The organism is Cryobacterium sp. TMT1-2-2, from assembly GCF_004403505.1.
In the GTDB taxonomy this organism is placed as follows: domain Bacteria; phylum Actinomycetota; class Actinomycetes; order Actinomycetales; family Microbacteriaceae; genus Cryobacterium; species Cryobacterium flavum.
Map to the genome: position 1 here is coordinate 225,248 of NZ_SOGS01000025.1, position 25,732 is coordinate 250,979.

At 65.9% G+C, this 25,732-nt stretch carries 27 protein-coding genes; 18 read left to right on the plus strand and 9 right to left on the minus strand.

Features of this window, described 5'->3' with window-relative positions:
- Positions 1-23 precede the first annotated feature (23 nt).
- Positions 24-647 (plus strand): LysE/ArgO family amino acid transporter, encoded by a 624-nt coding sequence (locus E3T35_RS16150; RefSeq protein WP_134380070.1) that lies wholly within the window; start codon positions 24-26, stop codon positions 645-647.
- Here the strand turns inward: E3T35_RS16150 and E3T35_RS16155 are convergent.
- Positions 644-1,240 carry a TetR/AcrR family transcriptional regulator gene (locus E3T35_RS16155; RefSeq protein ID WP_134343632.1) on the minus strand — a complete coding sequence of 199 codons (597 nt, stop codon included), beginning with the start codon at positions 1,238-1,240 and terminating at the stop codon, positions 644-646. The two genes, E3T35_RS16150 and E3T35_RS16155, sit on opposite strands and share 4 nt — an antisense overlap.
- Before the next feature lie 113 nt (positions 1,241-1,353).
- Between E3T35_RS16155 and E3T35_RS16160 the strand changes: the two genes are divergently transcribed.
- From E3T35_RS16160 to E3T35_RS16180, 5 genes are read left to right on the plus strand one after another with little or no spacing between them, the layout of a single operon-like run.
- Entirely contained in the window at positions 1,354-2,961 is a 1,608-nt protein-coding gene (locus E3T35_RS16160) for a carboxyl transferase domain-containing protein (protein ID WP_134380130.1), read from the plus strand.
- A gap of 3 nt (positions 2,962-2,964) precedes the next feature.
- Positions 2,965-5,010, plus strand: a complete 2,046-nt coding sequence (locus E3T35_RS16165; protein ID WP_134380072.1) for a biotin carboxylase N-terminal domain-containing protein — start codon at positions 2,965-2,967, stop codon at positions 5,008-5,010.
- Positions 5,007-6,173, plus strand: a complete 1,167-nt coding sequence (locus E3T35_RS16170) for an acyl-CoA dehydrogenase family protein (RefSeq protein ID WP_134380074.1) — start codon at positions 5,007-5,009, stop codon at positions 6,171-6,173. Before E3T35_RS16165 ends, E3T35_RS16170 begins: the two co-directional genes overlap by 4 nt.
- Before the next feature lie 22 nt (positions 6,174-6,195).
- Complete coding sequence (locus tag E3T35_RS16175; protein WP_104088822.1) at positions 6,196-6,693, plus strand: MaoC family dehydratase; 498 nt, start codon at positions 6,196-6,198, stop codon at positions 6,691-6,693.
- Positions 6,690-7,613, plus strand: coding sequence for a CoA ester lyase (locus tag E3T35_RS16180; RefSeq protein WP_134380076.1), 924 nt, complete (start codon positions 6,690-6,692; stop codon positions 7,611-7,613). The genes E3T35_RS16175 and E3T35_RS16180 overlap by 4 nt, the downstream gene beginning before the upstream one ends.
- Positions 7,614-7,717: 104 nt before the next feature.
- On the opposite strand, the gene E3T35_RS16185 is transcribed toward E3T35_RS16180, so the two are convergent.
- Positions 7,718-8,221: a glutathione peroxidase gene (locus tag E3T35_RS16185; protein ID WP_134380078.1), complete on the minus strand. Its 504-nt coding sequence runs from the start codon at positions 8,219-8,221 to the stop codon at positions 7,718-7,720.
- 339 nt (positions 8,222-8,560) lie between these two features.
- Here E3T35_RS16185 and E3T35_RS19405 point away from each other — a divergent pair, with 339 nt between their 5' ends.
- Positions 8,561-8,737, plus strand: coding sequence for a hypothetical protein (locus E3T35_RS19405; RefSeq protein ID WP_158253290.1), 177 nt, complete (start codon positions 8,561-8,563; stop codon positions 8,735-8,737).
- A gap of 272 nt (positions 8,738-9,009) precedes the next feature.
- Positions 9,010-10,695 (plus strand): ribonuclease J, encoded by a 1,686-nt coding sequence (locus E3T35_RS16190; RefSeq protein WP_134343638.1) that lies wholly within the window; start codon positions 9,010-9,012, stop codon positions 10,693-10,695.
- 66 nt (positions 10,696-10,761) lie between these two features.
- Here the strand turns inward: E3T35_RS16190 and E3T35_RS16195 are convergent, their stop codons facing one another.
- On the minus strand, positions 10,762-12,375 hold the full coding sequence (locus tag E3T35_RS16195; protein ID WP_092341013.1) for a peptide chain release factor 3: 1,614 nt from the start codon (positions 12,373-12,375) through the stop codon (positions 10,762-10,764).
- Between the two features lie 328 nt (positions 12,376-12,703).
- Between E3T35_RS16195 and E3T35_RS16200 the strand changes: the two genes are divergently transcribed.
- Positions 12,704-13,720: an aldo/keto reductase gene (locus tag E3T35_RS16200; protein ID WP_134380080.1), complete on the plus strand. Its 1,017-nt coding sequence runs from the start codon at positions 12,704-12,706 to the stop codon at positions 13,718-13,720.
- A 10-nt stretch (positions 13,721-13,730) separates the two neighbouring features.
- On the opposite strand, the gene E3T35_RS16205 is transcribed toward E3T35_RS16200, so the two are convergent.
- Entirely contained in the window at positions 13,731-14,321 is a 591-nt protein-coding gene (locus E3T35_RS16205; protein ID WP_092341016.1) for a TetR/AcrR family transcriptional regulator, read from the minus strand.
- 213 nt (positions 14,322-14,534) lie between these two features.
- Between E3T35_RS16205 and E3T35_RS16210 the strand changes: the two genes are divergently transcribed.
- Together E3T35_RS16210 and E3T35_RS16215 are read left to right on the plus strand one after the other, a co-directional pair.
- Positions 14,535-15,878, plus strand: a complete 1,344-nt coding sequence (locus E3T35_RS16210; RefSeq protein WP_134380082.1) for a pitrilysin family protein — start codon at positions 14,535-14,537, stop codon at positions 15,876-15,878.
- Between the two features lie 64 nt (positions 15,879-15,942).
- The gene (locus E3T35_RS16215; protein WP_134343690.1) at positions 15,943-16,545 is read left to right on the plus strand and encodes a histidine phosphatase family protein; all 603 of its coding nucleotides are present in this window, start codon (positions 15,943-15,945) and stop codon (positions 16,543-16,545) included.
- Here E3T35_RS16215 and E3T35_RS16220 read toward each other — a convergent pair.
- Positions 16,542-17,057: a GNAT family N-acetyltransferase gene (locus E3T35_RS16220; protein WP_134380084.1), complete on the minus strand. Its 516-nt coding sequence runs from the start codon at positions 17,055-17,057 to the stop codon at positions 16,542-16,544. The two genes, E3T35_RS16215 and E3T35_RS16220, sit on opposite strands and share 4 nt — an antisense overlap.
- A 56-nt stretch (positions 17,058-17,113) precedes the next feature.
- Between E3T35_RS16220 and dapB the strand changes: the two genes are divergently transcribed.
- Both dapB and E3T35_RS16230 read left to right on the plus strand, forming a co-directional pair.
- Positions 17,114-17,881: a 4-hydroxy-tetrahydrodipicolinate reductase gene (dapB, locus tag E3T35_RS16225; RefSeq protein ID WP_134343642.1), complete on the plus strand. Its 768-nt coding sequence runs from the start codon at positions 17,114-17,116 to the stop codon at positions 17,879-17,881.
- A 23-nt stretch (positions 17,882-17,904) separates the two neighbouring features.
- On the plus strand, positions 17,905-18,321 hold the full coding sequence (locus E3T35_RS16230) for a hypothetical protein (RefSeq protein WP_370449349.1): 417 nt from the start codon (positions 17,905-17,907) through the stop codon (positions 18,319-18,321).
- An 8-nt stretch (positions 18,322-18,329) separates the two neighbouring features.
- Here the strand turns inward: E3T35_RS16230 and E3T35_RS16235 are convergent, their stop codons facing one another.
- From E3T35_RS16235 to E3T35_RS16250, 4 genes are all read right to left on the minus strand, one after another.
- A complete protein-coding gene (locus E3T35_RS16235) occupies positions 18,330-19,220 on the minus strand; it encodes a TIGR01777 family oxidoreductase (protein WP_134343644.1) in 891 nt (296 codons plus the stop codon).
- An 8-nt stretch (positions 19,221-19,228) separates the two neighbouring features.
- Positions 19,229-19,660 carry an OsmC family peroxiredoxin gene (locus E3T35_RS16240; protein ID WP_092341026.1) on the minus strand — a complete coding sequence of 144 codons (432 nt, stop codon included), beginning with the start codon at positions 19,658-19,660 and terminating at the stop codon, positions 19,229-19,231.
- 153 nt (positions 19,661-19,813) lie between these two features.
- Positions 19,814-20,293: a DUF4395 domain-containing protein gene (locus tag E3T35_RS16245; protein ID WP_092341027.1), complete on the minus strand. Its 480-nt coding sequence runs from the start codon at positions 20,291-20,293 to the stop codon at positions 19,814-19,816.
- A gap of 1 nt (position 20,294) precedes the next feature.
- Positions 20,295-20,750 carry a thioredoxin family protein gene (locus E3T35_RS16250; protein WP_134380088.1) on the minus strand — a complete coding sequence of 152 codons (456 nt, stop codon included), beginning with the start codon at positions 20,748-20,750 and terminating at the stop codon, positions 20,295-20,297.
- A 101-nt stretch (positions 20,751-20,851) separates the two neighbouring features.
- Between E3T35_RS16250 and thyX the strand changes: the two genes are divergently transcribed.
- The 5 genes from thyX to E3T35_RS16275 all read left to right on the plus strand — a co-directional run bounded on the left by thyX (position 20,852) and on the right by E3T35_RS16275 (position 25,701).
- Entirely contained in the window at positions 20,852-21,589 is a 738-nt protein-coding gene (thyX, locus tag E3T35_RS16255; protein ID WP_134380090.1) for an FAD-dependent thymidylate synthase, read from the plus strand.
- Positions 21,590-21,624: 35 nt separating this feature from the next.
- A complete protein-coding gene (dapA, locus tag E3T35_RS16260; RefSeq protein ID WP_134343647.1) occupies positions 21,625-22,602 on the plus strand; it encodes a 4-hydroxy-tetrahydrodipicolinate synthase in 978 nt (325 codons plus the stop codon).
- Between the two features lie 107 nt (positions 22,603-22,709).
- On the plus strand, positions 22,710-23,771 hold the full coding sequence (locus E3T35_RS16265; RefSeq protein WP_174777110.1) for an efflux RND transporter periplasmic adaptor subunit: 1,062 nt from the start codon (positions 22,710-22,712) through the stop codon (positions 23,769-23,771).
- The gene (locus E3T35_RS16270; protein WP_134343648.1) at positions 23,768-24,478 is read left to right on the plus strand and encodes an ABC transporter ATP-binding protein; all 711 of its coding nucleotides are present in this window, start codon (positions 23,768-23,770) and stop codon (positions 24,476-24,478) included. Before E3T35_RS16265 ends, E3T35_RS16270 begins: the two co-directional genes overlap by 4 nt.
- On the plus strand, positions 24,475-25,701 hold the full coding sequence (locus tag E3T35_RS16275; RefSeq protein ID WP_104088838.1) for an ABC transporter permease: 1,227 nt from the start codon (positions 24,475-24,477) through the stop codon (positions 25,699-25,701). The genes E3T35_RS16270 and E3T35_RS16275 overlap by 4 nt, the downstream gene beginning before the upstream one ends.
- Positions 25,702-25,732: the final 31 nt, after the last annotated feature.

Below are 25,732 nucleotides of genomic sequence, written 5' to 3' on the forward strand. Positions count from 1 at the left end.
CGCGAGCGCCTAGCGTTGCACCGGTGACCTCAACTTTTCTGCCAGTCCTGCTCGGCCTCGCCACCGGGCTCTCCCTCATCATCGCGATCGGATCGCAGAATGCATTCGTGTTGCGACTCGGCATCGAGGGGCACAACCGGGTCATCGTTCCCGTCGTCGCGATCTGCGCGGTGTCGGACGCCGTGCTCATCCTGGCCGGCGTGCTCGGGCTCGGGGTAGTCGTCGCCGCAGCGCCGGTGGCGATCATCGTGATCCGCGTGCTCGGCTCTGCCTTCCTCATCATCTACGGGCTCGTCGCGGCTCGTCGGGCAATTCGCCCTGGTGCACTCGTCGTCTCGGGAGTCGTGGCCACGACCGGCATGCGGGTCGCGGTCGTGAGCGTGCTGGCCCTCACCTGGCTGAATCCGCACGTCTACCTAGACACCATATTGTTTCTCGGCGCTGTCGCCAACCAGCAGGGCGCAACGGAACGCTGGTGGTGGGCGGGAGGCGCCATTGCGGCCAGCTTCGTCTGGTTCTCCGCGCTTGGCTTCGGGGCGCGCCTGCTGCGGCCGATGTTCGCCAAGCCGGCGTCCTGGCGAGTGCTTGATGCGGTCATTGCCGTGGTGATGATCGCCCTCGGTGTGCGCCTCGCGCTCGGGAACTAGCTCCGCAGGCCCAGAGCCGCCAGCGCCATTTCCTCGAGCAGGGCGCGCACGGCCGCCTTCGAGGAGGCGCGGGCGCTGTGTGGTGTTGAGTTCAGCAGTCCGAAGGTTGCGTGGGCTCGAATTCGGAGCAGGGCTTCGTCGATCGACGGGTGCACGCGCCCCAGCACCTCCACCCACAGTTCCACGTACTCGCGCTGCAGCAGGCGCACCCGGTGCCGGTCAGCCTCGGCGAGGCTGTCGAGGTCGCGATCCTGCACCCGGATCACATCGGGGTTGGAGAGGGCGAAGCGCACGTGAAAGCGCACCAGTTCGGGCAGGGCGGCCGCGGCATCCGTTGTTTCGGTCACGACAGTGTGGCCGCCGGCCACGAGATCCTCACTCACATCGATGAGGAGGGCGGCGAGAACGGCCTGCTTGCCGCTGAAATGACGGTAGACCGCCGGTCCGCTCACCCCGACGGCCGCACCGAGGTCCTCGATCGAGACGCCGTTGAAGCCCGAGCGGGCGAACAGGGTTGCCGCAGCGCCGAGCAGGGCGTCCCTGCGGTCGGCCTTGGCCTGGCTGCGCGGCGTCGTTTCGGTCGGTGTGCTCATGCGAGCCTTTCAACTAGACATTTCAGTTAATCATGACTAACCTGAATTTCAGTTAGTAAACACTAACTGTAGTTGATGCCGGGCGCTCCGGCCCCACAAACGGGAAGATGTCGATGGAGACACTCGCGAGTCAGCTCGACTCCTCCGCTGAGGCCTTTGCCACCAATGACGCCGCCCAGCGGCAGCTCGTGGCCGACCTGAAACAGCGCCTCGCCACGGCGGCCATTGGCGGTCCGGAGAAGTCCCGGCAGCGGCACCTCGACCGCGGCAAGTTATTGCCCCGCGAGCGCATCGACCAACTGCTCGACGACGGCAGCCCCTTCCTCGAGATCGCGCCGCTCGCCGCGACCGGCCTCTACAACGACGACAGTCCCGGCGCGGGCGTCATCGCCGGCATCGGCCTCGTGCACGGCCGCTACGTACTCGTGATCTCCAACGACGCCACGGTCAAGGGCGGCACCTACTACCCGATGACGGTGAAAAAGCACCTGCGCGCCCAGGAGATCGCCCTCGAAAACCGGCTGCCCTGCATCTACCTCGTCGACTCCGGCGGAGCCTTCCTGCCCCTGCAAGACGAGGTTTTCCCCGACCGCGACCACTTCGGCCGCATCTTCTACAACCAGGCACGGATGTCCGCGGCCAAGATTCCGCAGATCGCCTCGGTCATGGGATCCTGCACCGCCGGTGGCGCCTACGTTCCGGCGATGAGCGACGAGACCGTGATCGTGCGGGGCCAGGGCACCATCTTTCTCGGCGGACCGCCCCTGGTGAAGGCCGCGATCGGCGAGATCGTCACCGCCGAGGAGCTCGGCGGCGGCGAGTTGCACTCTCGCGTCTCCGGCGTCACCGACCACCTGGCCGAGAACGACGAGCACGCCCTGCAGATCGTGCGTGACATCGTCTCGACCCTGCCGCATTCCCAGGCCCCCGCCTGGGAAGTGATCGCCACCGTCGACCCGGTCGCCGATGAGGGCGAACTCTACGGAGCAGTCCCGGTCGACGTGCAGGGCCAGTACGACGTGCACGAGGTCATTGCGCGCATCGTCGACGGCAGCGAATTCCACGAATTCAAGCGCGAATACGCCACCACCCTCGTGACCGGGTTCGCGCACATCCATGGCCACCCGGTGGGCATCGTTGCCAACAACGGCATCCTGTTCGCCGAGTCCGCGCAGAAGGGCGCGCACTTCATCGAACTCTGCGACCAGCGGGGAATTCCGCTCGTTTTCCTGCAGAACATCTCCGGTTTCATGGTGGGCCGAGAGGTCGAGGCCGGCGGCATCGCCAAGCACGGCGCCAAGATGGTCACCGCCGTCGCCACCGCCCGGGTGCCCAAGCTCACCGTCGTGATCGGCGGCTCCTTCGGCGCCGGCAACTACTCCATGTGCGGCCGCGCCTACTCCCCGCGCTTTCTCTGGATGTGGCCGGGCAGCCGCATCTCCGTGATGGGCGGCCCGCAGGCCTCGTCCGTGCTCGCAACCGTCAAGCGTGAGCAGATCGAGGGCGGCGGCGACACCTGGTCGGCCGAGGCGGAAGCCGCGTTCAAGGATCCGATCCTGACGAAATACGAGACTCAGGGCAGCCCGTACTATTCCACCGCCCGGCTCTGGGACGACGGCGTCATCGACCCAGCCGACACTCGCACGGTACTGGGCCTCGCCCTGTCCGTCTGCGCCACCGCGCCGCTCGGCGAGTCCGCCTTCGGCCTGTTCCGGATGTGAGCCATGACATTTGACATCGTTCTGGTCGCCAACCGCGGCGAAATCGCCTGCCGCATCATCCGCACCCTGCGGGAACGCGGCATCCGCTCTATCGCCGTCTACAGTGACGCCGACCGTGACGCCCTACATGTGTCGCTAGCGGATGCCGCGGTGCGCCTCGGCGCCGCCGCCCCGGCCGACAGCTATCTCAATGTCGAGGCCGTGCTGGCCGCTGCGGCGCGAACCGGAGCCCAGGCGATTCACCCCGGCTACGGATTTCTGAGCGAGAACCAGGCTTTCGCGCAGGCCTGTGCCGACGCCGGGATCGTCTTCATCGGGCCGAGCGTGCACGCGCTGAACGTGATGGGCGACAAGATCCGCTCGAAGAACCATGTGGCCGGTTACGGGGTGCCGGTCATTTCCGGGGTGGCAGAGCCGGGCCTCAGCAATGAGCAGCTCATCGCGGCCGCCGTCGACGTTGGCTACCCGATGCTGATCAAGCCGTCCGCCGGCGGTGGCGGCAAGGGCATGCACGTGGTGGAACGCGCTGAAGACCTGCCCGCCACCCTCGAAACCGCCCGGCGGGTGGCGCTGAGTGCCTTCGGCGACGATACCCTGCTGCTCGAACGCCTCGTGGCGACCCCGCGGCACATCGAGGTGCAGGTGCTCGCCGACAACCACGGCGCCGTGATTCACCTCGGTGAGCGCGAGTGCTCGCTGCAACGCCGGCACCAGAAGGTCATCGAGGAGGCGCCCTCGCCGCTGCTCGACGAGGCGACCCGGGCGCGCATCGGGGAGGCGGCCTGCGCTGCCGCCCGCAGCGTGGGCTACAGCGGCGCCGGCACCGTAGAATTCCTGGTCTCCGCTGCCGCGCCCGACGAGTTCTTCTTCATGGAGATGAACACCCGACTGCAGGTAGAGCACCCGGTCACCGAGCTGATCACCGGCCTCGACCTCGTGGATTGGCAGCTGCGCATCGCAGCGGGGGAGTCGCTCACGGTCACGCAGTCCGATATATGCCTCAGGGGGCATGCGATCGAGGCGCGGGTTTACTCTGAGAATCCCGAGCGCGGTTTTCTGCCGACCACGGGCAGGGTGTTGCAGCTGAACGAGGCCATTGGTGAGGGCGTGCGGGTGGACAGCTCGTTGAGTCTGGGTCTGACGATCGCCTCGCACTACGACCCGATGCTCGCCAAGGTGATCGCCTGGGCTCCCACCCGGCTGGAAGCGCTGAACCGGCTCGACCGGGCGCTCGCCGACACCGTCGTGCTCGGCGTGCAGACCAACACCGAATACCTGCGGCTGCTGTTAGCGGACGCCGACGTGCGCGCCGGCCGCCTCGACACCGGCTTGATCGAACGCAAGCTTCCCGACCTCCAGTTTCGCGGTGCCGAGGAGCACCTGCTTGCCGCCGGGGCGCTGTTTTTGCACGGGCTCGCGGCGTCCGCCGCCGGCACGAACGTGGTCTGGACGCGGCCGAGCGGATGGCGGGCCGGCTCGCCGCGTCCCGTGAAGTACGCGCTGGGGGTGGGCGCGACCGACGTCGTGGAGGTGCGGGTTGTGGGGGAGCCGGGGGCGGCATCCGTTTCGGTCGGTGATGGCACGGCCGTGCCGGCCGGACTCGTTCGCGTCGGAGACGGCACGTTCAGCGTCGACTACGACGGCCAGACCCGGGTGTTTGCGATCGAGAAGTTCGGAACGCGCGTGTATATCGGCGCTGACGGCTTCTCGCTCGAACTGCGGCACCGATCCCGGGCCGAGCAGCTCGCGGAACACCTCGCCAGCCGCGGCCGGGTACCAGGGGCGCTCAGCCCCGACGTACGCTCGCCGATGCCCGGCACCGTCATCGCGGTGCACGCCGCCACCGGCGACGTGGTCAGCGCGGGCCAAACCCTCCTTGTGGTCGAGGCCATGAAGATGGAACACAAACTCGTGGCCGCCACGGCCGGCCGCGTCACCGTGAACCTCAAGACCGGTGATCTCGTGGCACTCGACCAGATCGTCGCCACCGTTATTCCAGAAACGATCACGACCCCCGAAACCTCTTCAGACAAGGAAGACACAGAATGAGCTACGAACTCACCCCTACCCAGCAGGCCCTCAGCGACATGGTGCGCGACTTCGCCGACACCGTCGTCGCCCCGGCCGCCTACGAGTACGACACCAAGCGCCGCCTGCCCTACGGCATCATCGCCCAGATGGGGGAGATGGGATTGTTCGGCTTGCCGTTCCCAAAGGAATATGGCGGTCAGGGCAGCGACTATTTCTCGCTCTGCCTCGCGGTTGAACAATTAGCCCGTGCCGACCAGAGCATCGCCGTCACCCTCGAGGCCGGGGTGGGCCTCGGCATCATGCCGGTCTACCGCAGCGGCACCGAAGCGCAGAAGCAGGAATGGGTTCCCCGCCTCGCGAGTGGCTTGGCGCTCGCCGCGTTTGGCCTCACCGAAGCGGATGCCGGCTCAGACGCCGCAGGCACCAAGACCACTGCTTTATTGGAGGCCGGCGAATGGGTGATCAACGGCACCAAGCAGTTCATCACCAACTCCGGGTCGGAGATCACCCGCCTCGTCACGGTGACCGCCGTCACGGGGGAGTCCACTCGAGCCGACGGTTCGATCAAGAAGGAACTCACCGCGATTCTGGTGCCGACCCCGACCCCCGGTTTCACGGCGCTGCCACCCTATGACAAGGTCGGCTGGCACACCTCCGACACGCATCCGCTCGTGTTCGACAACGTGCGCGTACCGGAGGCCAACCTGCTCGGCGAACGCGGCCGCGGGTTCGCCAACTTCGTGCAGACCCTCGACGAGGGCCGCGTCGCCTTCGCCGCGCTCTGCACGGGCGCAGCGCAGGGTTGCCTGGAGGAATCGATTCGCTACGCGAACAGCCGCAACGTCTTCGGCCGTTCAATCGGTTCCAACCAGCACATTGCCTTCAAAATCGCCCGCATGCAGGCGCGCGTGCACACCGCACGCCTCGCCTACTACGACGCAGCGCTGAAGCTGATCAACGGCAAGCCGTTCAAGATGGAGGCGTCGATCGCCAAGATGGTAGGCAGCGAAGCGGCCATGGACAATGCCCGCGACGCCACGCAGATCTTCGGCGGATACGGCTTCATGAATGAGAATCCGGTCGCGCGGCACTATCGTGATTCGAAGGTGCTCGAACTCGGCGAGGGCACCACCGAGGTGCAGCTCATGGTCATCTCGCGGGCGCTGGGCTTCGCGGCCTGACCTGACTGAATTGGAGAAGCGGATGACCGACCCCGGTACCCCAGAACGCCACCTGGTTCAGCAGCGCGGCCTCTACTTCGAGGAGTTTGACCTCGATGCTCTGTACCAGCACCGTCCGGGTCGCACCGTGACCGAGGCCGACAACGTGCTGTTCACGACGATGACCATGAACACGCAGGCGCTGCACCTCGATGCGGCGTGGTCGGCCACCCAGCCGTTCGGCGAACGCCTGGTGAATTCCATGTTCACTCTGTCGACCATGGTCGGCAGTTCGGTCGCCCAGCTGACCCAGGGCACGATCGTGGCGAACCTGGGATTTTCGGCCGTGACGTTTCCGCATCCGCTGCACCACGGCGACACCCTCTATTCGGAGACCATCGTCACCGACAAACGGTTGTCGAAGAGTCGCCCCGGTCAGGGAATCATTACGCTCGAACACACCGGACGCAACCAGCACGGAGTGGTCGTCGGCTCGGCCGTGCGCACCGTGCTGGTCTGGTGCCGCGAGGGAGCAGCATGAGCGGCCCGTTCGATGGCGACCCGTTCGATGCGGGCTCCTTCGATGACTACAGCGACCCGGCCGGCCTCGACCCCTTCGACGACAGCCCCGCCGGTCTCAGCCCGTTCACGCCGGCCCCGTTCACCCTCGGTCCAGCCCTGTTGTTCTGCCCCGCCGACCGGCCGGAGCGTTACGAGAAGGCCGCCGAGCGCGCCGACGCCGTCATCCTCGACCTGGAAGACGCCGTCACGCCCGCTGACCGGGCGGCGGCGCGGCGCGCGCTGATCGAGCATCCGCTTGACCCGGCCACGACAATCGTGCGCATCAATCCGGCCGACACCGACGATTTCGCACTCGATCTGGCCGCGTTGGCCCGTACGGAGTATCGCGACGTGATGCTCGCCAAGACGGTCAGCGCCGGCCAGGTCGAGCGGCTCGAAGCATTTCGGGTGATCGCCCTGTGTGAAACCGCCGCCGGTGTGATCTCGGCGACCGAGATCGCCGCCGAGCGCAACGTTGTCGGGCTCATGTGGGGCGCCGAAGACCTCGTCGCCTCGCTTGGAGGCACGTCGAGCCGTTTCGAGGACGGTCGCTACCGCGACGTCGCTCGCCAGGCCCGCTCCCAGGTGTTGCTGGCCGCCCGTGCGCACGACAAGGCGGCGATCGACACGGTGCACCTTGACATCACCGACACGGCAGGGCTCGAGCTTGAGGCAGCGGATGCCGTCGCCAGCGGTTTCACCGCCACCGCGTGCATCCACCCGAGCCAGGTCGCCGTCATTCGCGCCGCCTACCAGCCGACGGCAGCCGAGGTTGACTATGCCCTCGGGCTGCTCGAGGCCGCCGCAAGCGCGCGCGGCGTCTTCCAGCACGAGGGCCGCATGATCGACGGCCCGGTCTTGCGTCACGCCGAGGCCGTGTTGCGCCGCGCCGCCCGCTGACGGCCGCGCGCTAAATTCACCGGGCCCGCCTTGTAGCCCGGGGCCCAGTTTATAAACTGGGCCCGTGGACGGGGCCTGGGCCCCGTCCACAACAGAAGGGCGGGTCAGGCGGCCTTGGCGGCCAGAACCTTCTCGATAGCTTCGACGATCTCGGTCGACTCCGGCTCGACCGAGGAGGCGAAACGGTCGACGATCTCACCGGTCGGGGTCACTAGGAACTTCTCGAAGTTCCACTTGATCAGGCCGGGCAGCAGTCCCCGCTTGAACTTGGTGAGCTCCGCATAGAGCGGATGCTGGTGCTTGCCCCGCACATCGACCTTGGCCGTCATGGGAAAGGTCACCCCGTAGGTCATGCCGCAGAATTCCACGATGTCCGCTTCGGTGCCCGGTTCCTGGCCCATGAACTGGTTGCTCGGCAGCCCGAGCACGACGAGTCCCGCGTCGGCGAAGCGCTGGTACAGCACCTCCAGCCCGGCGTACTGCGGCGTGAAGCCACACTTCGAGGCCACATTGACCACGAGAACGGTCTTGCCCTGGTAGGCGCCGAAGGTTGTTTCTGTTCCGTCGATGAGGGTGAGGGGGAGGTCGTACAGCGCAGAAGAAGTCATTGAAAGATGTTATCGACGAAAGCCTCCATGCTGGCTGCACGGCACCTGTGTAGCTGCAGGCCATCCTGTACCTGCACGGCGCCTGTGTAGATCATGTATTTGCCCCAAATGGGTGGCAGGCTCAGGTATTCTGGTGTCAGCTCAGAAATCATGGCGATCCACTAGAGGATCCGGGTTTCTGCAGCCCGCGCGGCGCAGCGCATTTTTCCGCCGACCGGGCCAACACCCCAGTTTCACTCGAATCAGCTCCGCCAATGTGTGCCGCTGTCACTCTCGAACGAGACTGTGTGCTTTGACTAGCCGTCGGCATCCGCTAGTACTAATCGCACCAGGAGCACCATGAATTCCTACGTATCGAAGTCCACCAAGCGCGCCACCACCGCCAACGAGTACGTCACGCACGACGTTCGTCGCGCGATCACTGCCACCGGTTACGTCAGCGGCACCGCGCAGCACCTCGAAGCCGGCGACTACGTTTCGCCGCAGCCGAGCGCTGCCGGGCGCCGCGCCGCGTAGCCACCGGCCAGGCCGCTTGAGCGGTGAGCAACACCAAAAGAGGGATTCCGCCACGTGCGGGGTCCCTTTTTTGTGACCGAAAACGCTGCGTGTTGATGCATCGGTAGACTAGTGAGGTACCTGGCCGGTATTTTACTTGCCCGCCAGGCACGACACGAGGTACGCGTATGCGCGCTGAAGCCCCCTGAGTATTGCTCGCTGGCTTTCGGTATGCCCGATCTCGGTCCCCACACACCTGGACATGCAGTACCGCAGACAACGAAATGAGATTCATGAATAACCACTACCTCGACCTGAGCACTCCGCCGGCACTGCCGGCTCGCGGCATGCGCATCATCCCGCTCGGAGGCCTCGGCGAGATCGGCCGCAACATGACCGTCTTCGAGCACAAGGGAAAGCTGCTCATCATCGACTGCGGCGTCCTCTTCCCCGAAGACAACCAGCCCGGCATCAACGTGATCCTGCCCGACTTCACCGCCATCCGTGACCGCCTGCACGACATCGAGGCCATCGTGCTCACCCACGGCCACGAAGACCACATCGGCGCAGTGCCGTACCTGCTCAAGGAACGCGGCGACATTCCCGTCGTCGGTTCCAAGCTCACCCTGGCCTTCCTCGCTGCAAAGCTGCAGGAGCACCGCCTCAGCCAGAACTTCATCGAGGTGAAAGAGGGCGAGCGCCGCACGATCGGCCAGTTCGACCTCGAGTTCATCGCCGTCAACCACTCCATCCCCGACGGCCTGGCCATCGCCATTCGTACCGAAGCCGGCCTTGTGCTCGCGACCGGTGACTTCAAGATGGACCAGTTCCCGCTCGACAAGCGCCTCACCGACCTCGGTGCCTTCGCACGCCTGGCCGAAGAGGGCGTCGACCTGTTCATGACGGACTCGACCAACGCCGAGGTTCCCGGCTTCACCACCGCCGAGAAGGACATCGGACCGGCGATCGACACCGTGTTCCGCACCTCCCCGCGCCGCATCATCGTGTCGAGCTTCGCCAGCCACGTGCACCGCATCCAGCAGGTCATTGACGCCGCTGTCAAGCACAACCGCAAGGTGGCCTTCGTCGGACGCTCCATGGTGCGCAACATGGGCATCGCGAGCGAGCTCGGCTACCTCAACATTCCCAAGGGCCTGCTCGTTGACATGAAGGCGCTCGAGCGCATGAAGGACGACAAGGTCGTTCTCATCTGCACCGGTTCGCAGGGTGAGCCGATGGCTGCGCTGTCGCGTATGGCCAACCGCGAGCACGTCATCAAGATCGGCGAGGGCGACACCGTGCTGCTCGCGAGCTCGCTGATCCCCGGAAACGAAAACTCCATCTACCGCGTCATCAACGGCCTGATCCGTTGGGGCGCGAACGTCGTGCACAAGGGCAACGCCAAGGTGCACGTCTCCGGTCACGCCAGTGCCGGCGAGCTTGTCTACTGCTACAACATCGTCAAGCCGGTCAACGTCATGCCGATCCACGGCGAATGGCGTCACTTGACGGCCAACGCCGACCTCGCCATCGCGACCGGTGTTGCCGAAGAGAACGTCATCGTCGTCGAAGACGGCGTTGTCGTCGACCTCATCGACGGTCACGCCAAGGTCACCGGCCGTGTCGTCGCCGACTACGTCTTCGTCGACGGGATGACCGTGGGCGGGGCAGCATCCGCTGCGATGGAAGATCGCCGTAAGCTCGCCGAGGACGGCACCATCACCATCCTCGGAATTCTCAACGCCAAGACCGGCACGCTCTCCGAGCCGGTCGAGTTCCTGGCCCGTGGATTCGTGCACGACGACGAGTGGGTCAAGGGAGCCACCAAGGTCATCGACGAGGCCATGAAGGCCGCGAACCGCATCAAGATCGTCGACGGTGCCGAGCTCGAAGACCTGTTCACGCAGTCCGTGAGCCGCTGGATGAACCGCAAGTACCGTCGCAGCCCCGTCATCACCTCCGTGGTGGTCGACGCGTAAGCAGCACCGAACAGAAAGGGCCGCATCCTCCACGAGGATGCGGCCCTTTCTGGTTGAACGAACCAGCTACATGAAGTCTTCGGCGGTCGCGTTCGCGATGTCGATCAAAACAAGCTTCGGGTTCTCCTTGGCAATGGCCTGCAGGCGCCACGGAGTGCTGAACAGGGCGAGCAGGGTGCCGTCGGAGCGGGTGAATACCTCCACCTGGCGGGTTCCGGCGAGCACGAGCGCGCTCTCTTTGTCGGTCTTGCGGGCCACCTGGTAGGGCAGCGCTTCCATGCGGATGTCCGCGTGAAAGTCGTGCACCATGCGGTCTTCGACCACCTCGAACTGCATCGGTCCGACGGCGCCGAGCACGGGAGCCTGCTCGCCGCGCACCTCGGAACGCATCACCTGGATGACACCCTCGTGGTCGAGCTGGTCGATGCCGCGGCGAAACTGCTTGTGCTTGCTCGAGTCCACGGGGCGGATCGCCCGAAAATGTTCGGGGGAGAACAGCGGCAGCGGCGGAAACTCCACCCGCTCGTCTTCAAAGATCGAATCGCCCACCCGCAGCGCCGACGCGTTGACGAGCCCCACGATGTCGCCGGGCCAGGCCTGGTCGGTGACGGTGCGTTCCTTGCCAAACAGCTGCTGGGCATACTTGGTGGCGAAGGGCCGCCCGGTCGCCGCGTGCGTGACGATCATGCCGCGGCGAAATTCGCCCGAGCACACGCGCACGAAGGCCACGTGGTCGCGGTGCGCGGAGTTCATGCCGGACTGCACCTTGAACACGAAACCGGAGAACGGTGAGGTGACCTTTCGCGGGTTGCCGTCGATGTCGATGCGGGCTTCGGCTGGCGGCGCGAACTCCACCAGGGTGTCGAGCAGCTGCTGTACGCCAAAGTTGGCCACGGCCGCGCAGAACAGCACCGGGGTGGTCTGGCCGTCGAGAAACAGCTCGGAGTCGTGATTTTGCGACTCAGCGTCGAGCAGCTCGGATTCTTCGACAGCGGATGCCCAGGCCGGGCCTTCCTCGATCGCCGCGTCGGCGGCATCCAGCCGCACCGATTCGGCCACTGTCGCTCCGCCCGCCGTGCGGGTGAAGCGCAGAAAGTCGCCGGAGCGGCGATCGAGCACGCCGCGCAGGTCGCCGGCTTCGCCGACCGGCCAGTTCAGCGGGGTCGGCAGCAGGCCGGTGCGGGTCTGGATCTCGTCCATCAGGGCCAGGGGAGTGTCGCCGGGGCGGTCCCACTTGTTGATGACGGTGATGACCGGCAGGCCGCGCTGCTTGCAGACGGCGAACAGTTTCATGGTCTGCGGCTCGAGACCCTTGGCGGCGTCGACGAGCATCACCGCGGCATCCACTGCGGAGAGCACCCGAAAGGTGTCCTCGGAGAAGTCGGCGTGCCCGGGGGTATCGACGAGGTTGATCACGGCGTCGTGGTATTCGAACTGAATGGCGGCGCTGGTGACCGAGATGCCGCGGGCCTTTTCCATCTCCATCCAGTCCGAGACGGTGCCGCTACGGCCGGCCTTGCCGTGGGTGGCACCGGCGGAGGTGATGGCGCGGGCGTGCAGCAGAAGGGCCTCGGTCAGAGTGGACTTGCCCGCGTCGGGGTGGCTGATCACCGCGAAGGTGCGGCGACGGAGGGCCTCGCGGGGAACCTGGGGGTTGGGCACGGAGGCGTCGGTGGTCATGGCTGCTTTCCTGCGGCTGATTCGGGCAGGATACCTTGCCAGCCGATCGATCACGTGATTCGACAGGCGGCGGCCCAGGGCGGATGTGCACCTGCACAGGCAGCCCAATTTTTGCGCAATCTTCAGTCTAACAAATCGGGGGCGCACCGACTGGCGGTCGGCAGCCACCGCCCCCTGTTCGGCCGCCCGCGACGTACATTTTGGTAACGGTTTAGCGTGCCGCCGGGAAATCTCGGTGGCCTCGCCTAAAGTCGGCCCAAGAGCACTTTACGACGAGAAAACCCGGCAGAACGCACAGGTCGGGCGAACACCCCGGGAGGAGAACGCAATGCCCCGACAGGTGGTGTCATCATCTCTGGATGCGATGTCGGTCGACCACGTACAGGCCGAGACGGGGCCGTCCGAGACGACCGTCGGTTCGCGCCCGGTTCGCCGGCAGATTGTGGGAACCGATCTGTGCGTGCATCCACTCGCCCTGGGCTGCAACGCCTTCGGCTGGACCGCGACAAATGATGCCTCCCTGGCCATTCTCGACGCGCACCGCGATCTCGGCGGCAATTTTCTAGACACCGCCGACAGTTTCGCGGCCGGCCGCAGCGAAGTGATCATTGGGTCCTGGCTGCGTTCTCGGTGCGCGCGGGCCGAAACCGTGCTGGCCACGAAGATCGGCCGCAATCTCGACAACCCCGGACTGACCCAGCGCAGCATCGTCGCCGCTGTCGAGGCGAGCCTGGTGCGGCTCGGTACCGACTACGTCGACCTGCTTTATTTTCACTTCGACGACAAGACCGTCGCCCTCGAAGAGAGCCTGGTTGCCGTGGACGCGCTGATGCGCGCCGGCAAGGTGCGCTACCTGGGTGCCTCGAACTTCTCGGCGGAACGGCTCATGGAAGCCCGGGTGCTCTCAGCCCTCGGCCTGCCCAAGTTTGTCGCCGCCGAAACCCCGTACAACCTCGTACATCGCGCCGAACTCGAAAAAGACGTCGCGGTCGTCGCCCGCGCCCAGCACCTGGCCCTGATGCCCGGCTTCGCCCTCGCCCACGGTTTTCTGGCCGGCGCGTACCGCAACAAAGCGGATGCCGCCGACACCGCCCGCGGTCAGCTCGCCAAGGTCTACCTCAACCGTCGATCGCTGCGCGTTCTTGCCGTGGTCGACCGCATCGCCGCAGCGCAGGGCACGGCCCCGGCGTCGATCGCCCTGGCCTGGCTGCTCGCCCGGCCCGACGTGGTGGCGCCGGTGGCTGGCGCGGGCCGGGCCGACCAGGTGCAGTCTTTGGTCGCGGCGGCGGGCATCCGTCTCGGCCGTAACGACCTGCTCGACCTCGACCGGGTATCGGCCTACTGACCTCGCAGCGTTAGGCGCCCGACTCGTCGAGTACTCGCTGGATGGCGCGCAGCAGGGCTGTATGGGCACCGATCGGGTCGCCGAGGTTGGCACCGGCGAAGGCGCCGTCGCGGGCGAGAAAGAAGTCGTCGGCGGCGTCCCCGGGCCGGGCGTGGCCCATGCCGCGGAACATGTCCTCGATCGACCGGCCGTACCAGTCCCGGTGTGCAGACACGGCCTGGCGCACCGGGTGGGCCGGGTCGGTGAACTGGGCGGCCGCGTTGATGAACGGGCAGCCGTGGAAGCCTTCGCGGATGACCTGCGCCGAGATCTCGTTGACGACTCCGCGCAATCGCTGCTCCGGGGTGTCGTATCGCGTGTCAAGGCTGGCGAGAAAATCGCGAGCCAGGCGGTCGCGGCCCTGCAGGTACACGACAATGAGGGCGTCCTTCGAGCGGTAGTACTTGTAGAAGGTTGCTTTGGTGACCTTCGACTCGCTGATGATGCGGTCCACACCCACGGTGTGAACACCCTCGGTATAAAAGAGTCGGTCGGCGGTGGCGAGGATGCGCACCTTGGCGTGCGTCGCCGGCCGAACGGCTTCAGCTGTCAGCGTGGTCATGCGGCACTCCTTTATTAGGGGGCAGAAAACAGCCCCGGATGAGCGCAAATCCGGGAGTTTTCCCCGGTCGGCTCCCAGACTGTAACACACCCTAGACAGACCAGTCTGTCGCAATCGACCCCACGGAGCATTCCGGCCAAACTGGGGGTAGGCCAGCGAGTTCCCACGGGAGAGGCGGCCGCCCCGATCGGGTCTTGTAAGGTGGTGGATGATATGAACGGTGCAGTCGATTTTCCCCTAGACCAGGCCGAACTCTCGTTTCGGGCCGCCGGCGATGCCCTCGTGCGGCGCACCGTTTTGCCGAGCGGTGTTCGCATTCTCAGCGAGCAAGTACCGGGCGCCCGCAGCCTCACGATCGGTTACTGGGTTGCCGTCGGTTCGCGCGACGAACAACCGGGGCATTTCGGCTCCACCCACTTTCTCGAGCACCTGCTGTTCAAGGGCACGCCGACGCGGTCAGCACTGGACATCGCCATCTCGTTCGACGCGGTCGGCGGCGAACACAACGCCATGACCGCCAAGGAATACACCTGCTACTACGCCAAGGTGCAGGACCGGGACCTCGGCATGGCCATCGATGTACTCACCGACATGTTGACGTCCTCCAAACTGGATGAAGGTGAATTCGAAACCGAGCGCGGCGTCATTCTCGAGGAACTCGCCATGGCCGACGATGACCCGGCCGATGTCGCCAACGAGAGATTTTTCGAAGCCGTGCTGGGAAAACATCCGCTGGGCCGCCCCATCGGCGGCAACGCCGACGATATTCGCGCGGCCTCCCGCACGGCCGTGTGGGAGCACTACCAGGCCAACTATCGCCCGCAGGACCTCGTCGTGACGGTGGCCGGTGCCGTCGACCACGACCAGCTGGTCGACGCCGTCACCCGCGCGCTCGAACGGGCCGGCTGGGACCTCAGCATCGCGCAAACTCCGGTGAGCCGCCGTGGCGGTGCGCCGGCCGAAATCCACCAAGGACAGGCCCTGACGATCGTCAAACGTCCGCTCGAGCAGGCCAACCTGCTGCTCGGCATGCCCGGCCTGCTGGCAACCGACGACCGTCGCGTCACGATGAGCGTGCTCACCTCGATCTTCGGTGGGGGAATGTCGAGCCGACTGTTCCAAGAAGTACGTGAGAAGCGCGGCCTGGCCTATTCGGTCTATTCCTTCGCGCCCGGCTACTCCGACGCCGGCCTGTTCGGCATGTATGCCGGGTGCACGCCCGCCAAGGCCGGGCAGGTCGCTGAGCTCATGCTGAGTGAACTGCACCACCTCGCCGCTGACGGTGTCACGGCTGACGAGATGAAGCGTGCGTCCGGCCAGCTGAGCGGGGCATCCGCTTTGGCCTTGGAAGACTCGGACACCCGCATGTCTCGGCTGGGGCGGTCCGAGATCACCCTCGGCGAGTTCGCCGATCTCGACGAAGCCCTGCGCCGCCTTGCGCTCGTCACAGCGGCCGATGTGCAGGAGCTCGCCGCCGAGCTCGCGAGCGGTCCGGTCTCGATCGCTGCGGTCGGGGCCCTCGAGGATGATGCCTTCGCCGCGATCCTTCCAGGCTGACCTTCACCCCACAGCTTGTGCTCCATCCGCCCCGGCGGACTTCTGAACTTTGAAATGGACGATGATGCCCCAGTACATCTACCTGGTACGCCATGGCGAGCAGCAGGATGCCGAACACGGCCTGCACGACGGTCCGCTGTCACCGCGCGGCAAACGCCAGGCGCTGCTGATCGCCGACCGCCTGAGCGGGGTTCCGTTCACCGGCGCCTGGCACTCACCGCTGCAGCGGGCTGCTGAGACCGCCGAGATCATGGCGGAACGACTGCCCGCCCTGCACAGCGAATCGTCGGCGCTGCTGTTCGACTGCATCCCCTCTGGCCGGGCAGCCGAAACGCCGTCGGCCTACGACCCGTTCTTCGGCTCCGTCACCGACGATGAGATCGCCGCCGGACGAGCGCAGATGGAAGACGCCGTCGCCGAATTTCTGCAACCGCGCCGCAGCCAGCGGCACGACCTGCTGATCACCCACAATTTCGTGATCGCCTGGTTTGTGCGTGAGGTTCTCGGCGCTCCCGATTGGCGCTGGGTCGGCATCAATCAGGCCAATTGCGGCTTGACCGTGCTGCAGCAAAAGCCGGGCCGTCCCTGGACTCTGATCACCCACAACGACCTCGGCCACCTGCCGGTCGAGCTGCGTACCGGGCTGCCGGAACCCCTGATGTTCTAAAGTCGCTTGCAATACCAGTGCGTGGCATTGGGATTGTCGTTGTACGACGGAATGCTTTCGTAGCCCGTGCTCTGATACAGTGCCCCGGCGGTGGCGAGAACCACGTTGGTGTCGAGCACCACTTCAGCGCCTCCGAGTTCTGCCGCCCGCCGCTCGAGCTCGGCCAGCAGCAGGCGCCCCCATCCACGCCCGCGGGTTGTGGGTTGAATCCACAAATGTTTGACCTCGAAGCGAACGGGTTCGTTCTCTCCTTCGGCGCTACCCAACCGACGGATGCCCCCGCACCCGACATACGCGCCGCTCGCGTCGTTGCCCGCCGGGCCATCGCTCGTGGGTTCGTCGAGCACCACGAGAAAGATGCCCTGCGGCGGCACGAACTGCTCCGCGAGCGGATAGGTCGGGTGGTAGGTGCCCTGGGGCTGCCGAAACGACAGTTCGGGGCTGCTGAAATATTCTGTGAGCAGGGCGAGGGCCGCGGCATCCGCGACGGACACGGCGTGAAACTGAGGCATCTGCCAAGGCTATTGCGCGGGCAAGTGCAAGCGCGATCAATTGGTAGATTGGTCTCATGACAACGACGGTGGCCATCATTGGCGCAACGGGCAAGATGGGCCGCCTGGTCTCCGACCTGATCGACCGAACCGAGGGTTTTGAGGTCGTCGCCCGCCTGGACTCGAAGAGCGAGCTCAGTGAGATGCTCGGGGCAGAGATTGCCATCGACCTCACCCGACCGGACGTGAGCCGGAGCGTCGTCGACTTTGCGACCGAGCACGGTTTGCGCGTACTCGTCGGCACCTCCGGCTGGAGCCAGGACGGCATCGATTCGCTCGACCGCCGCCTCGCCGGTCGTGACGATACCGGTGTCATCATCATTCCGAACTTCTCGATCGGCTCGGTGCTCGCCACGGCGTTCGCGGCCCTCGCCGCCCGGTTTTACGATTCCATCGAGATCGTTGAAGCCCATCAGCCATCCAAGGTCGATTCACCGTCTGGAACCGCGGTGCGCACCGCCGAACTGATCGGCCGGGCGCGCGCCGAACTCGGTCCGGTCTCCGCGCCGCACACCGACCAACGTGCCCGCGGGCAGCAGGTGTCGAGCGTGCCCGTACACAGCCTGCGCCTGTCCGGACTGTTGGCCCGTCAGGACGTGTTTCTCGGCGGTACCGGTGAAACCCTCACGATCAGCCACAACACACTCTCGCCGAACGCCTACGAGAGCGGCATTCTGCTGGCCCTCAATGCGACCCGAACGGCTACCGGGGTGACAGTCGGCCTCGATCAGGTGGTCGATCTGGGATTTGGCATTGCCGGCACCACCGAAAAGGCTTTCCAGTGAAGGGCAAGATCGCCGTCGTCGTCATGGCGGTGCTGCTGGTTTTCTACCTTGTGCTGGCCGGAGTGCGGGCCGTCGCGTTCATTCAGAGCGGCGAGCCGGTCGGCATCGCCATCGGGCTCGCACTGCTCATTTTGCCGCTGATCGGCTTCTGGGCGCTGGCGCGTGAAGTTGCGTTCGGCATCCGCTCTGAACGCCTGGTGCGTCAGCTCGACGACCTGGGGGAGCTTCCCGGCACCGATCTGCCGGTGCGTCCGAGTGGTCGCCCCTACCGGGATGCCGCCGACGAGCAGTTTCCGGCGGCACAGGCTGCGGTCGAAGCTGAGCCGGAGAACTGGCACGCCTGGCTGCGCCTCGGCCTCGCCTACGACGCGTCCGGTGACCGCAAGCGCGCTCGCGGTGCGATCCGCACCGCGATCGCACTCGAGCGCACGCCGAAGTAGCGAGTAGGCTACGGCTGGCGCAGCATCCAGGCGATCGCGGTCGCCGGATTGCGATGAAAGAACTCGAACCCGTCGTCCAGGAGCTTCTGGGCGCTGACCTGCTGGTCGGCGAGCAGCAGCTGGCGGGCGGCATCCTGCAGCAGCAGCGTCAGGATCTGCTTGGGCACCGGCACGACGAACGGTCGATGCAGCGCCGTGGCCAGCGCCTTGATGATGTCGTTCGAGGTCGCCGGGGTCGGCCCGACCAGGTTTACCGGGCCGGACAACGTCGAGGTCAGCAGATGCACGATGGCCGCGGCCTCGTCGTGCAGGCTGATCCAGGCCCAGTGCTGCTGTCCGCCACCGAGTGGTCCGGCCAGGCCGAGCTTGGCCAAGGGAAGCACCGGTTTCAGCGCGCCGCCCTTGGCCAGAACGAGGCCGGTGCGCAGCGTCACAACGCGGGTCGGCTCCGGCGCCAGCTGGGCCGCAGCCTCCCACTGAGTAACGACGTCGGCTAGAAAATCGGTTCCCACAGCGGATGTTTCGCTCAGGATCTCCCCGGGCCGATCGCCGTAGACCCCAACGGCAGAACCGTTCAGGAGAACCGTCGGGGGAGTGGCGGCCTGGGCGAGGGCATCGGTGATCGTGCGGGTGGCCGACAGCCGTGAGCTCAGGATCTCTGTGCGATACCCCGCCGTCCACGGCAGCCGCGCCAGTGATGCACCCGAGAGGTTGACGACCGCGTCAATGGTGTCGAGCACGTTCACGTCGAGGGCATGGGCTGCGGGGTCCCACCGAACCTCGTTCTTGCCGAGGGCTTCCCGCCGCACCAGCCGCACCGGGGTGTGCCCGGCGGCGGCCAGCTGGCGACTAAGCTCCCGACCGATGAGGCCGGAGGCTCCGGCGATCAGAACGCGCACGCCCTGACCTAGGCCAGTTCGGCTTCAATGGTGATGGGAATGCCCGCGAGTGCCTTCGAGATCGGGCAGTTGTCCTTGGCATCCTGGGCGAACACCTCGAACTCGGCCTCGGTAAGGCCCGGAATCTTGGCGCTGACCAGAAGGTGGCTTCCAATGACCCCGGTGCCGGCCGCAAAGGTGACGGCCGCGGTGGTCTGGATGCTCTCGGGAGTGTGGCCGGCCGAACCGAGTGCGTTGGCGAGGGCCATGGAGAAGCAGGCCGCGTGGGCTGCACCGAGCAGTTCCTCCGGGTTGGTCGTGTTCGACACTCCCTCGGCGCGGGCTTTCCAGTTCACCGAGAATTCGGCGGCGTGCGAGGAATCGAGGGTGACGGTGCCGGAGCCGGTCGGAAGATCGCCGGTCCAGACGGTGGTTGCTTCACTGGTGAGCGTCGTGGGCATGGTGTTACCTCCAGGTGATTGATTCCACCCTAACCGTCTCACCTGCCCCGCGAACGAGTCCCGTCTGGGAATTACCTGAGAGCCAGCCGACACGCCCGGGGAGCAGGCGGGGTACCCTGCCGGGCGTGTCCCGGCAGCATTGGGCTGGGTGGCTCAGGCGTTCCCGACGGTTCGGCCGGCCCGGTTGAGCACACCGAATCGCACGAGCAGCAGGTAGATCTGGCAGCCGAGGCAGTAATCAAAGGCGGCGTTGAGAAAGGCCGCGACGAATGCTGCGGCCGCGGCGATGGGGATAGCGCCGGGAACTCCGGCCAGGCCCAGTGCCAGCCCAATCAGGGTCACCACGAGGCCGACGCCCTGGGCAAAAGTGGGCGGCGCGGCGTCCTCGAGCTCGGTCGGTGGCGCCAGGTGTGGTCGAACCCACCGCTTGAACACGAGGCCGTAGGGGTGCCGCCCGGCGCCGGCGAACGCGCCCCAGGCGAACAGGGCCGTAATCACAGCCAGCAGCGCCAGTGCGGCAGCGGATGCCCCGGTCAGCGACAAAAACACGACCGAGAGTAGCAGCAGGGCCGTGATGGCTGCGCCGAAGCGGGGGCCGCGCGGATCGAGCGGGGGGCGGGACGACGTCGACATGTCAGCTCCGTTGACTGGTAATGAAGGGTTGGGAGTGCTGCGTGATCGCATCGAGGGTCGAGTTGATCGCGGCCCGGTTCGGCGCGCCGCCCACGCGAGCTCGCACTCGCCCGGTCGCGTCCAAAATCAGGGTCGTCGGGGTTTGAAGAATTGAATAGCGGTTGGCGAGATCGGCGCGGTGGGTGAGATCGACATCGACGTGCACGACTCCCGGGCGCTCAGCGGCCACGTCGCCCAGCAGCCGGCGGGTTCCGGGGCAACGGGCGCACATCTCGGTCGAAAACTGCAGCAGGGTAGCGATGGCGCCGAACTGGGCCGAGGCCGCGACATCCGCTGGCGTGATGACGTCGCCGGCAACGCGGGCCACGCGTCCCTGGCGGGCTCGCCAGACGAGTCCAAGAACGGTCGTGGCCGCTAACAGGGCCAGTAGCAGTCCGATCGCTTCGAGTGGGTTCATGGTGTTGACGTTACGTGGGCGCGGGCCTATTCGGGGGACTGTGACGCGACATTACGGCTGCGCGCGGGCGTGCCGGCGAGCAGACCGGCTAGCCTGAGGCGGTGTCTGAAATTGAGTTTCGATCTGAAGTGACCGTGGAGCTGGTGCGCGCGAGCGCCCACGATTCTGACGTGCTGTTTGCCGCCCGGGTGTCGACCCTGGGGGAGCAAACCCTCGAGCAGAGCCAGCTCGACGGCTCAGCGAGCGAGGCCGACGAAAAGCGCGACCGCGGGCTGATCAACTACCTCATGCGTGACCGGCACGGTTCGCCATTCGAACACAACTCGATGACGTTCTATGTGCGCGCGCCCATTTTCGTGTTCCGGGAGTTCATGCGGCACCGCATCGCCTCCTACAACGAAGAGTCGGGCCGCTACCGGGAGCTGAACCCCGTTTTCTACGTGCCGTCCGCAGAGCGCAACCTCGTGCAGGTCGGCAAGCCGGGAGCCTACGACTTTCTGCCCGGCACGGCCGAGCAGACCGCGCTGGTGCAGCAGCAGACCCGCGCCGCCGCGATTCACGCCTACGAGGCCTACCAGCGGATGCTCGAAGCTGGCGTTGCACGCGAAGTCGCGCGCATCGTGCTGCCGCTGAACATCTACTCCTCCATGTACGTGACGCTCAACGCTCGCTCGCTGATGAACTTTCTCAGCCTACGCACGAAACGGGAGGGGACGACGTTCCCCTCGTTCCCGCAGCGCGAGATCGAAATGTGCGCCGAGCAGATGGAAATCCACTTCGAGGCCTTGATGCCCCTCACCTATTCCGCATTCAATAAGAACGGCCGAGTCTCCCCGTAGCAGAGCGGATGCGGCGAAGCGATAGCCTGTACTTCGTGTCTACCTCTACGAATCCCTTTGGCCAGGTGCTGGTCGCACTGGTCACCCCGTTTACCTTTGATGGCGAAGTGGACTGGGCCGGGGTGGAGAAGCACATCGACGACGTCATCAACGCCGGTGCCGACGGCATCGTCGTCACGGGCACGACCGGTGAGACGAGCACCCTGACCGACCCGGAGAAGATCCGCCTGGTCGAGGTGGGCAAGTCAGTCGCGAACGGCCGCGCGAAGATCATCACCGGTGGTGGTTCGAACGAGACCGCACACGCCATGCAGCTCGCCCGGCAGAGCGAAAAGGCCGGCGCCGACGGCAACATGATCGTTACCCCGTACTACAACAAGCCGACCCAGGCCGGAATCCTCACCCACTTCCGCATGATCGCGGATGCCACCGATCTGCCCGTCATCCTCTACGACATCCCCGGCCGTACCGGTGTTGCAATCGCTTACGAGACCATCCTGCGCGCGGCCAAGCACCCCAACATCCTGGCCATCAAAGACGCCAAGGGCGACTTCGCGCAGGTCAGCCGGGTACTTAACCAGACCGACCTCCTGTACTTCTCCGGCGACGACCCCAACGTTCTGGCACACCTCTCGATCGGTGCGACCGGCCTGATCGGAGTCACCGGCAACATCACGGCGACCCCGTACCGGCACATGGTCGACGCCGTCAACCGCGGTGACCTCAAGGTCGCAACCAAAGCCCACCAGCAGCTAGAACCGCTCGTGCGCGCCGTGATGACCCACGTTCCCGGCACCGTCGCGGTGAAGTACATCCTGCACGGCCTCGGCCGCATCGGCAGCCCACGCGTTCGCCTGCCCCTGGTCGGCCCGGAGGACTCTGAAGCCGCTCAGATCGAGGACGAGCTGTCGCTGGTGCAGAACATTCCCGGCGTGGACTTCTCCAACTTCCGCCCCGACCGCAACGCGGCCGCCGGCGGATCGCTGCCCAAGATCGCCGGCACCACCCGCTAAGCGCTTGCGCCGTCGGCGCCGGAGTCGGCTGAGGCGTCTCCGCTCGTAAAACGCTAGGATCAGCCCATCGAGCGCGACCAAGTCGGGTCGGCCGTGTGGGGAGTGTCGTGAACGTTGCACGCAAATGGGTCTTTCCTATTCTTCGATTGATTGTCATCGCGGCCATCGCGGTGGCGCTGGTCAAGCTGGCGTTCTACCCCGACAACGCGGTGGACAGTAATCCCGCCGAACCGACCGGCGTCATCGTCGAACCCCAGATTCCGGTTGCCCTCGGCACCATCAGCAACGACGTCACCCTGCCGGGCACGGTCAGCGCCGACCCGGCCGTCGCCGTCAAAGCGACCGCCATCGGAACGGTCGACGAGATCTTCGTGGCTGCCGGGCAGGCCGTGAACAAGGACGACAAGATCTACGACATTCGGGTCGAGACGATCAAAGACCCGGTCGAAACAACGGATGCCGACGGTAACGTCACCATCACCCAGCCCAAACCGGTGATCACCTTCGCCAAGGTACTGGCCCCGATCACCGGCATCCTGAGCTCGCTCACGGTGATCCACGGCCAAAGCGTGGCCGTGGGGGATTCGACCGGCCAGGTGGCACCACCGAGCTTCTCGGTGAGCGGAGCGCTCAGCCCCGAGCAGCAGTATCGGCTGCTATCCAAGCCGACCGAAGCATCCGTCGCGATCACCAATGGGCCGGCGCCGTTCACCTGCACGGGCCTGACCATCACGACCCCGCTGGCTGGGGAAGCGGCCGGCGGTGACAGTGGGACCGGCGGCCAGACGGGCACGAGCGGTACGACCGTCACCTGTGCGATTCCGGCCGAGGTGACAGTGTTCTCCGGACTGGCCGCGCAGATCACGATCGCGGCCGGCCTCGCCGAAAACGTGCTTGTCGTGCCAACAACTGCGGTCAAGGGGTCGGCCGAGACCGGTGTCGTCTGGTTCGTGTTGGCCGACGGCGGCACCGAAGAACGCCCGGTCACGCTCGGCATGACCGACGGCACCAACGTGCAGGTCATCGACGGACTCGTCGAGGGCGACCTGATCAACCAGTTCGTGCCCGGCGCCCCCGTGGCACCGGGAGCCGACGGCTGCGATACACAACCCGATGGTAGCCAAGTCTGCTACATGCCGAGCATTTCCAGCACCGGGATCTCTAAATGACCCTGCTGCACCTTGAGGGCGTGACCCGTACCGTGCAGCTCATCGATGCGCCGCCGCTGACGATTCTTTCCGGTATCGACCTCGAGGTGAACGTGGGCGACCGCGTCTCGATCGTCGGCCGCTCAGGTTCGGGCAAAACCACCCTGCTGAACCTGCTCGGCCTGCTGGATTCCCCAACCAGCGGCACCATGCTGTTCGAAGATCGCCCGGTGCAGTCGCTGTCCTCCGGCGCCCGCGACCGCCTCCGCGGCCGTGAGGTGGGCTTCATCTTTCAACAGTTCAACCTGCTGCAGGGCCGCACCGCCCTGGAAAACGTGATGACCCCGCTGCTCTACGCCGAGGGTCGCCAATTCTGGCAGCGCGCCCGCATCGCCACCGAGATGCTCGAACGGGTTGGCCTCGGAGATCGGCTGGCTTCACTGCCCGACAAGTTGAGCGGCGGTGAGCAACAGCGCGTCGCGATCGCCCGTTCCCTGGTGCGCGGCCCGCGGCTCATTCTCGCCGACGAACCGACCGGCGCCCTCGACCTGGAAACCGGCGAGACGGTGATGGACTTGATCGACGAGGTCGCCACCGAATCCGGGGCGGCCCTCGTCACCATCACCCATGACCCGGCCATCGCTGCCCGGGCCACCCGGCATCTGCGGCTCGACCACGGCGTATTGCAGGTCGCCAGCACCGTGCCCGCCAGTAGCGTGCCAGCATGAAGCGCCTCGCGAGCAACGTGGTCGGCGCCATCATCGAGGCCTGGCAGGAAGTACGCATCCATAAGACCCGCGTCATGCTGTCCCTGATCGGGGTGGCCGTCGCCGTCTGCGCCATCACGACCGTGGTCGGCCTCGGCGGGGTCGCGCAGCAGGCCACCGTGGAATCCAACGAACGATCGGGCGGCCGCCCGGCCAGCCTGTATCTGTCTGCGTCGATGAACGATGGCTCCACCCCCACCGAGATGCCTGAAATCTGGCGCACCGCGCTCGAACGGTACAAAATCGACTACGCCAGCCGTGTCGTCAATACGCAGCAGACGGTGCAATTCACCGACGGCGCCGTACCGGTGCAGACGATCGGGGTGGATCCGCCCTACGGCACCATGCACCGCATTACTCTCGAAGAGGGGAGTTGGTTCACCGATGACGACCAGACCCGGCTCGCTCCGGCTGTGCTCATCAACTCCATTTTCTGGGACCGCCTTGGCCGACCCGACCTGGCCACTCACCCGACCACCACCCTGCTCGGTGAAGGCTCTACGACGGCCGTCGTCACCGGCGTCTATCCGGCCCTCTCCTACGAGACCGAGCCGGCGATGTACATGCTCGCCGACGCACTCACCGCCATCACGCCGGTCGTCACCGACCCCAATTTTCAATTCGGGCCGCCGTCCTACGAGCTGTGGGTACCCGTTGACATCTCAGAACAGCTCGTGACCGCTCTGCAACGTGACGTTCAGGGCGCCTTGGGTGCTGACGCGTTCGTGCAGGTGAACCGGCAAGATTTCGCGGCTTACCAGGACGGCGACCCCTACCTCTCGCTCAAACTCACTGTCGGCGCCATCGCCGGGCTGGTGCTGCTGCTCGGAGCGCTCGGACTGGTCAATATCGCCCTGGTCACGCTCAAACAGCGCATCCGCGAGATCGGCATTCGGCGCAGCTTCGGGGCGACCGCCGGCCGGGTGTTCTTCGCGGTCATGATGGAAAGTGTTGTCGCCACCGTCGTCGCCGGCATCGTCGGCGTCATCGCCGCCGTTCTCATTGTCAAGAGTCCATTTGTCGAGGACTTCATCAGCCAGGGCCAGGTCACCGACTTTCCACCGTTCCCGGTCGAAGCCGCCGTGCTCGGCCTGGTCTGCGCCACCGTGGTCGGAGCCCTCGCCGGGCTGATCCCCGCACTTGTCGCGGTGCGGGTGAAGGTGATCGACGCCATCCGCTACTAAACTTACGCGCGACAAACGGATGCTGCCGCGT

Bases quoted from the DNA above. Each gene is read 5' to 3' on its own strand.
- E3T35_RS16155 (WP_134343632.1), bottom strand. From the start codon at position 1,240: ATGAGCACACCGACCGAAACGACGCCGCGCAGCCAGGCCAAGGCCGAC.
- E3T35_RS16160 (WP_134380130.1), top strand. From the start codon at position 1,354: ATGGAGACACTCGCGAGTCAGCTCGACTCCTCCGCTGAGGCCTTTGCC.
- E3T35_RS16165 (WP_134380072.1), top strand. From the start codon at position 2,965: ATGACATTTGACATCGTTCTGGTCGCCAACCGCGGCGAAATCGCCTGC.
- E3T35_RS16170 (WP_134380074.1), top strand. From the start codon at position 5,007: ATGAGCTACGAACTCACCCCTACCCAGCAGGCCCTCAGCGACATGGTG.
- E3T35_RS16175 (WP_104088822.1), top strand. From the start codon at position 6,196: ATGACCGACCCCGGTACCCCAGAACGCCACCTGGTTCAGCAGCGCGGC.
- E3T35_RS16180 (WP_134380076.1), top strand. From the start codon at position 6,690: ATGAGCGGCCCGTTCGATGGCGACCCGTTCGATGCGGGCTCCTTCGAT.
- E3T35_RS16185 (WP_134380078.1), bottom strand. From the start codon at position 8,221: ATGACTTCTTCTGCGCTGTACGACCTCCCCCTCACCCTCATCGACGGA.
- E3T35_RS19405 (WP_158253290.1), top strand. From the start codon at position 8,561: ATGAATTCCTACGTATCGAAGTCCACCAAGCGCGCCACCACCGCCAAC.
- E3T35_RS16190 (WP_134343638.1), top strand. From the start codon at position 9,010: ATGAATAACCACTACCTCGACCTGAGCACTCCGCCGGCACTGCCGGCT.
- E3T35_RS16195 (WP_092341013.1), bottom strand. From the start codon at position 12,375: ATGACCACCGACGCCTCCGTGCCCAACCCCCAGGTTCCCCGCGAGGCC.
- E3T35_RS16200 (WP_134380080.1), top strand. From the start codon at position 12,704: ATGCCCCGACAGGTGGTGTCATCATCTCTGGATGCGATGTCGGTCGAC.
- E3T35_RS16205 (WP_092341016.1), bottom strand. From the start codon at position 14,321: ATGACCACGCTGACAGCTGAAGCCGTTCGGCCGGCGACGCACGCCAAG.
- E3T35_RS16210 (WP_134380082.1), top strand. From the start codon at position 14,535: ATGAACGGTGCAGTCGATTTTCCCCTAGACCAGGCCGAACTCTCGTTT.
- E3T35_RS16215 (WP_134343690.1), top strand. From the start codon at position 15,943: ATGCCCCAGTACATCTACCTGGTACGCCATGGCGAGCAGCAGGATGCC.
- E3T35_RS16220 (WP_134380084.1), bottom strand. From the start codon at position 17,057: ATGCCTCAGTTTCACGCCGTGTCCGTCGCGGATGCCGCGGCCCTCGCC.
- dapB (WP_134343642.1), top strand. From the start codon at position 17,114: ATGACAACGACGGTGGCCATCATTGGCGCAACGGGCAAGATGGGCCGC.
- E3T35_RS16230 (WP_370449349.1), top strand. From the start codon at position 17,905: ATGGCGGTGCTGCTGGTTTTCTACCTTGTGCTGGCCGGAGTGCGGGCC.
- E3T35_RS16240 (WP_092341026.1), bottom strand. From the start codon at position 19,660: ATGCCCACGACGCTCACCAGTGAAGCAACCACCGTCTGGACCGGCGAT.
- E3T35_RS16245 (WP_092341027.1), bottom strand. From the start codon at position 20,293: ATGTCGACGTCGTCCCGCCCCCCGCTCGATCCGCGCGGCCCCCGCTTC.
- E3T35_RS16250 (WP_134380088.1), bottom strand. From the start codon at position 20,750: ATGAACCCACTCGAAGCGATCGGACTGCTACTGGCCCTGTTAGCGGCC.
- E3T35_RS16270 (WP_134343648.1), top strand. From the start codon at position 23,768: ATGACCCTGCTGCACCTTGAGGGCGTGACCCGTACCGTGCAGCTCATC.
- E3T35_RS16275 (WP_104088838.1), top strand. From the start codon at position 24,475: ATGAAGCGCCTCGCGAGCAACGTGGTCGGCGCCATCATCGAGGCCTGG.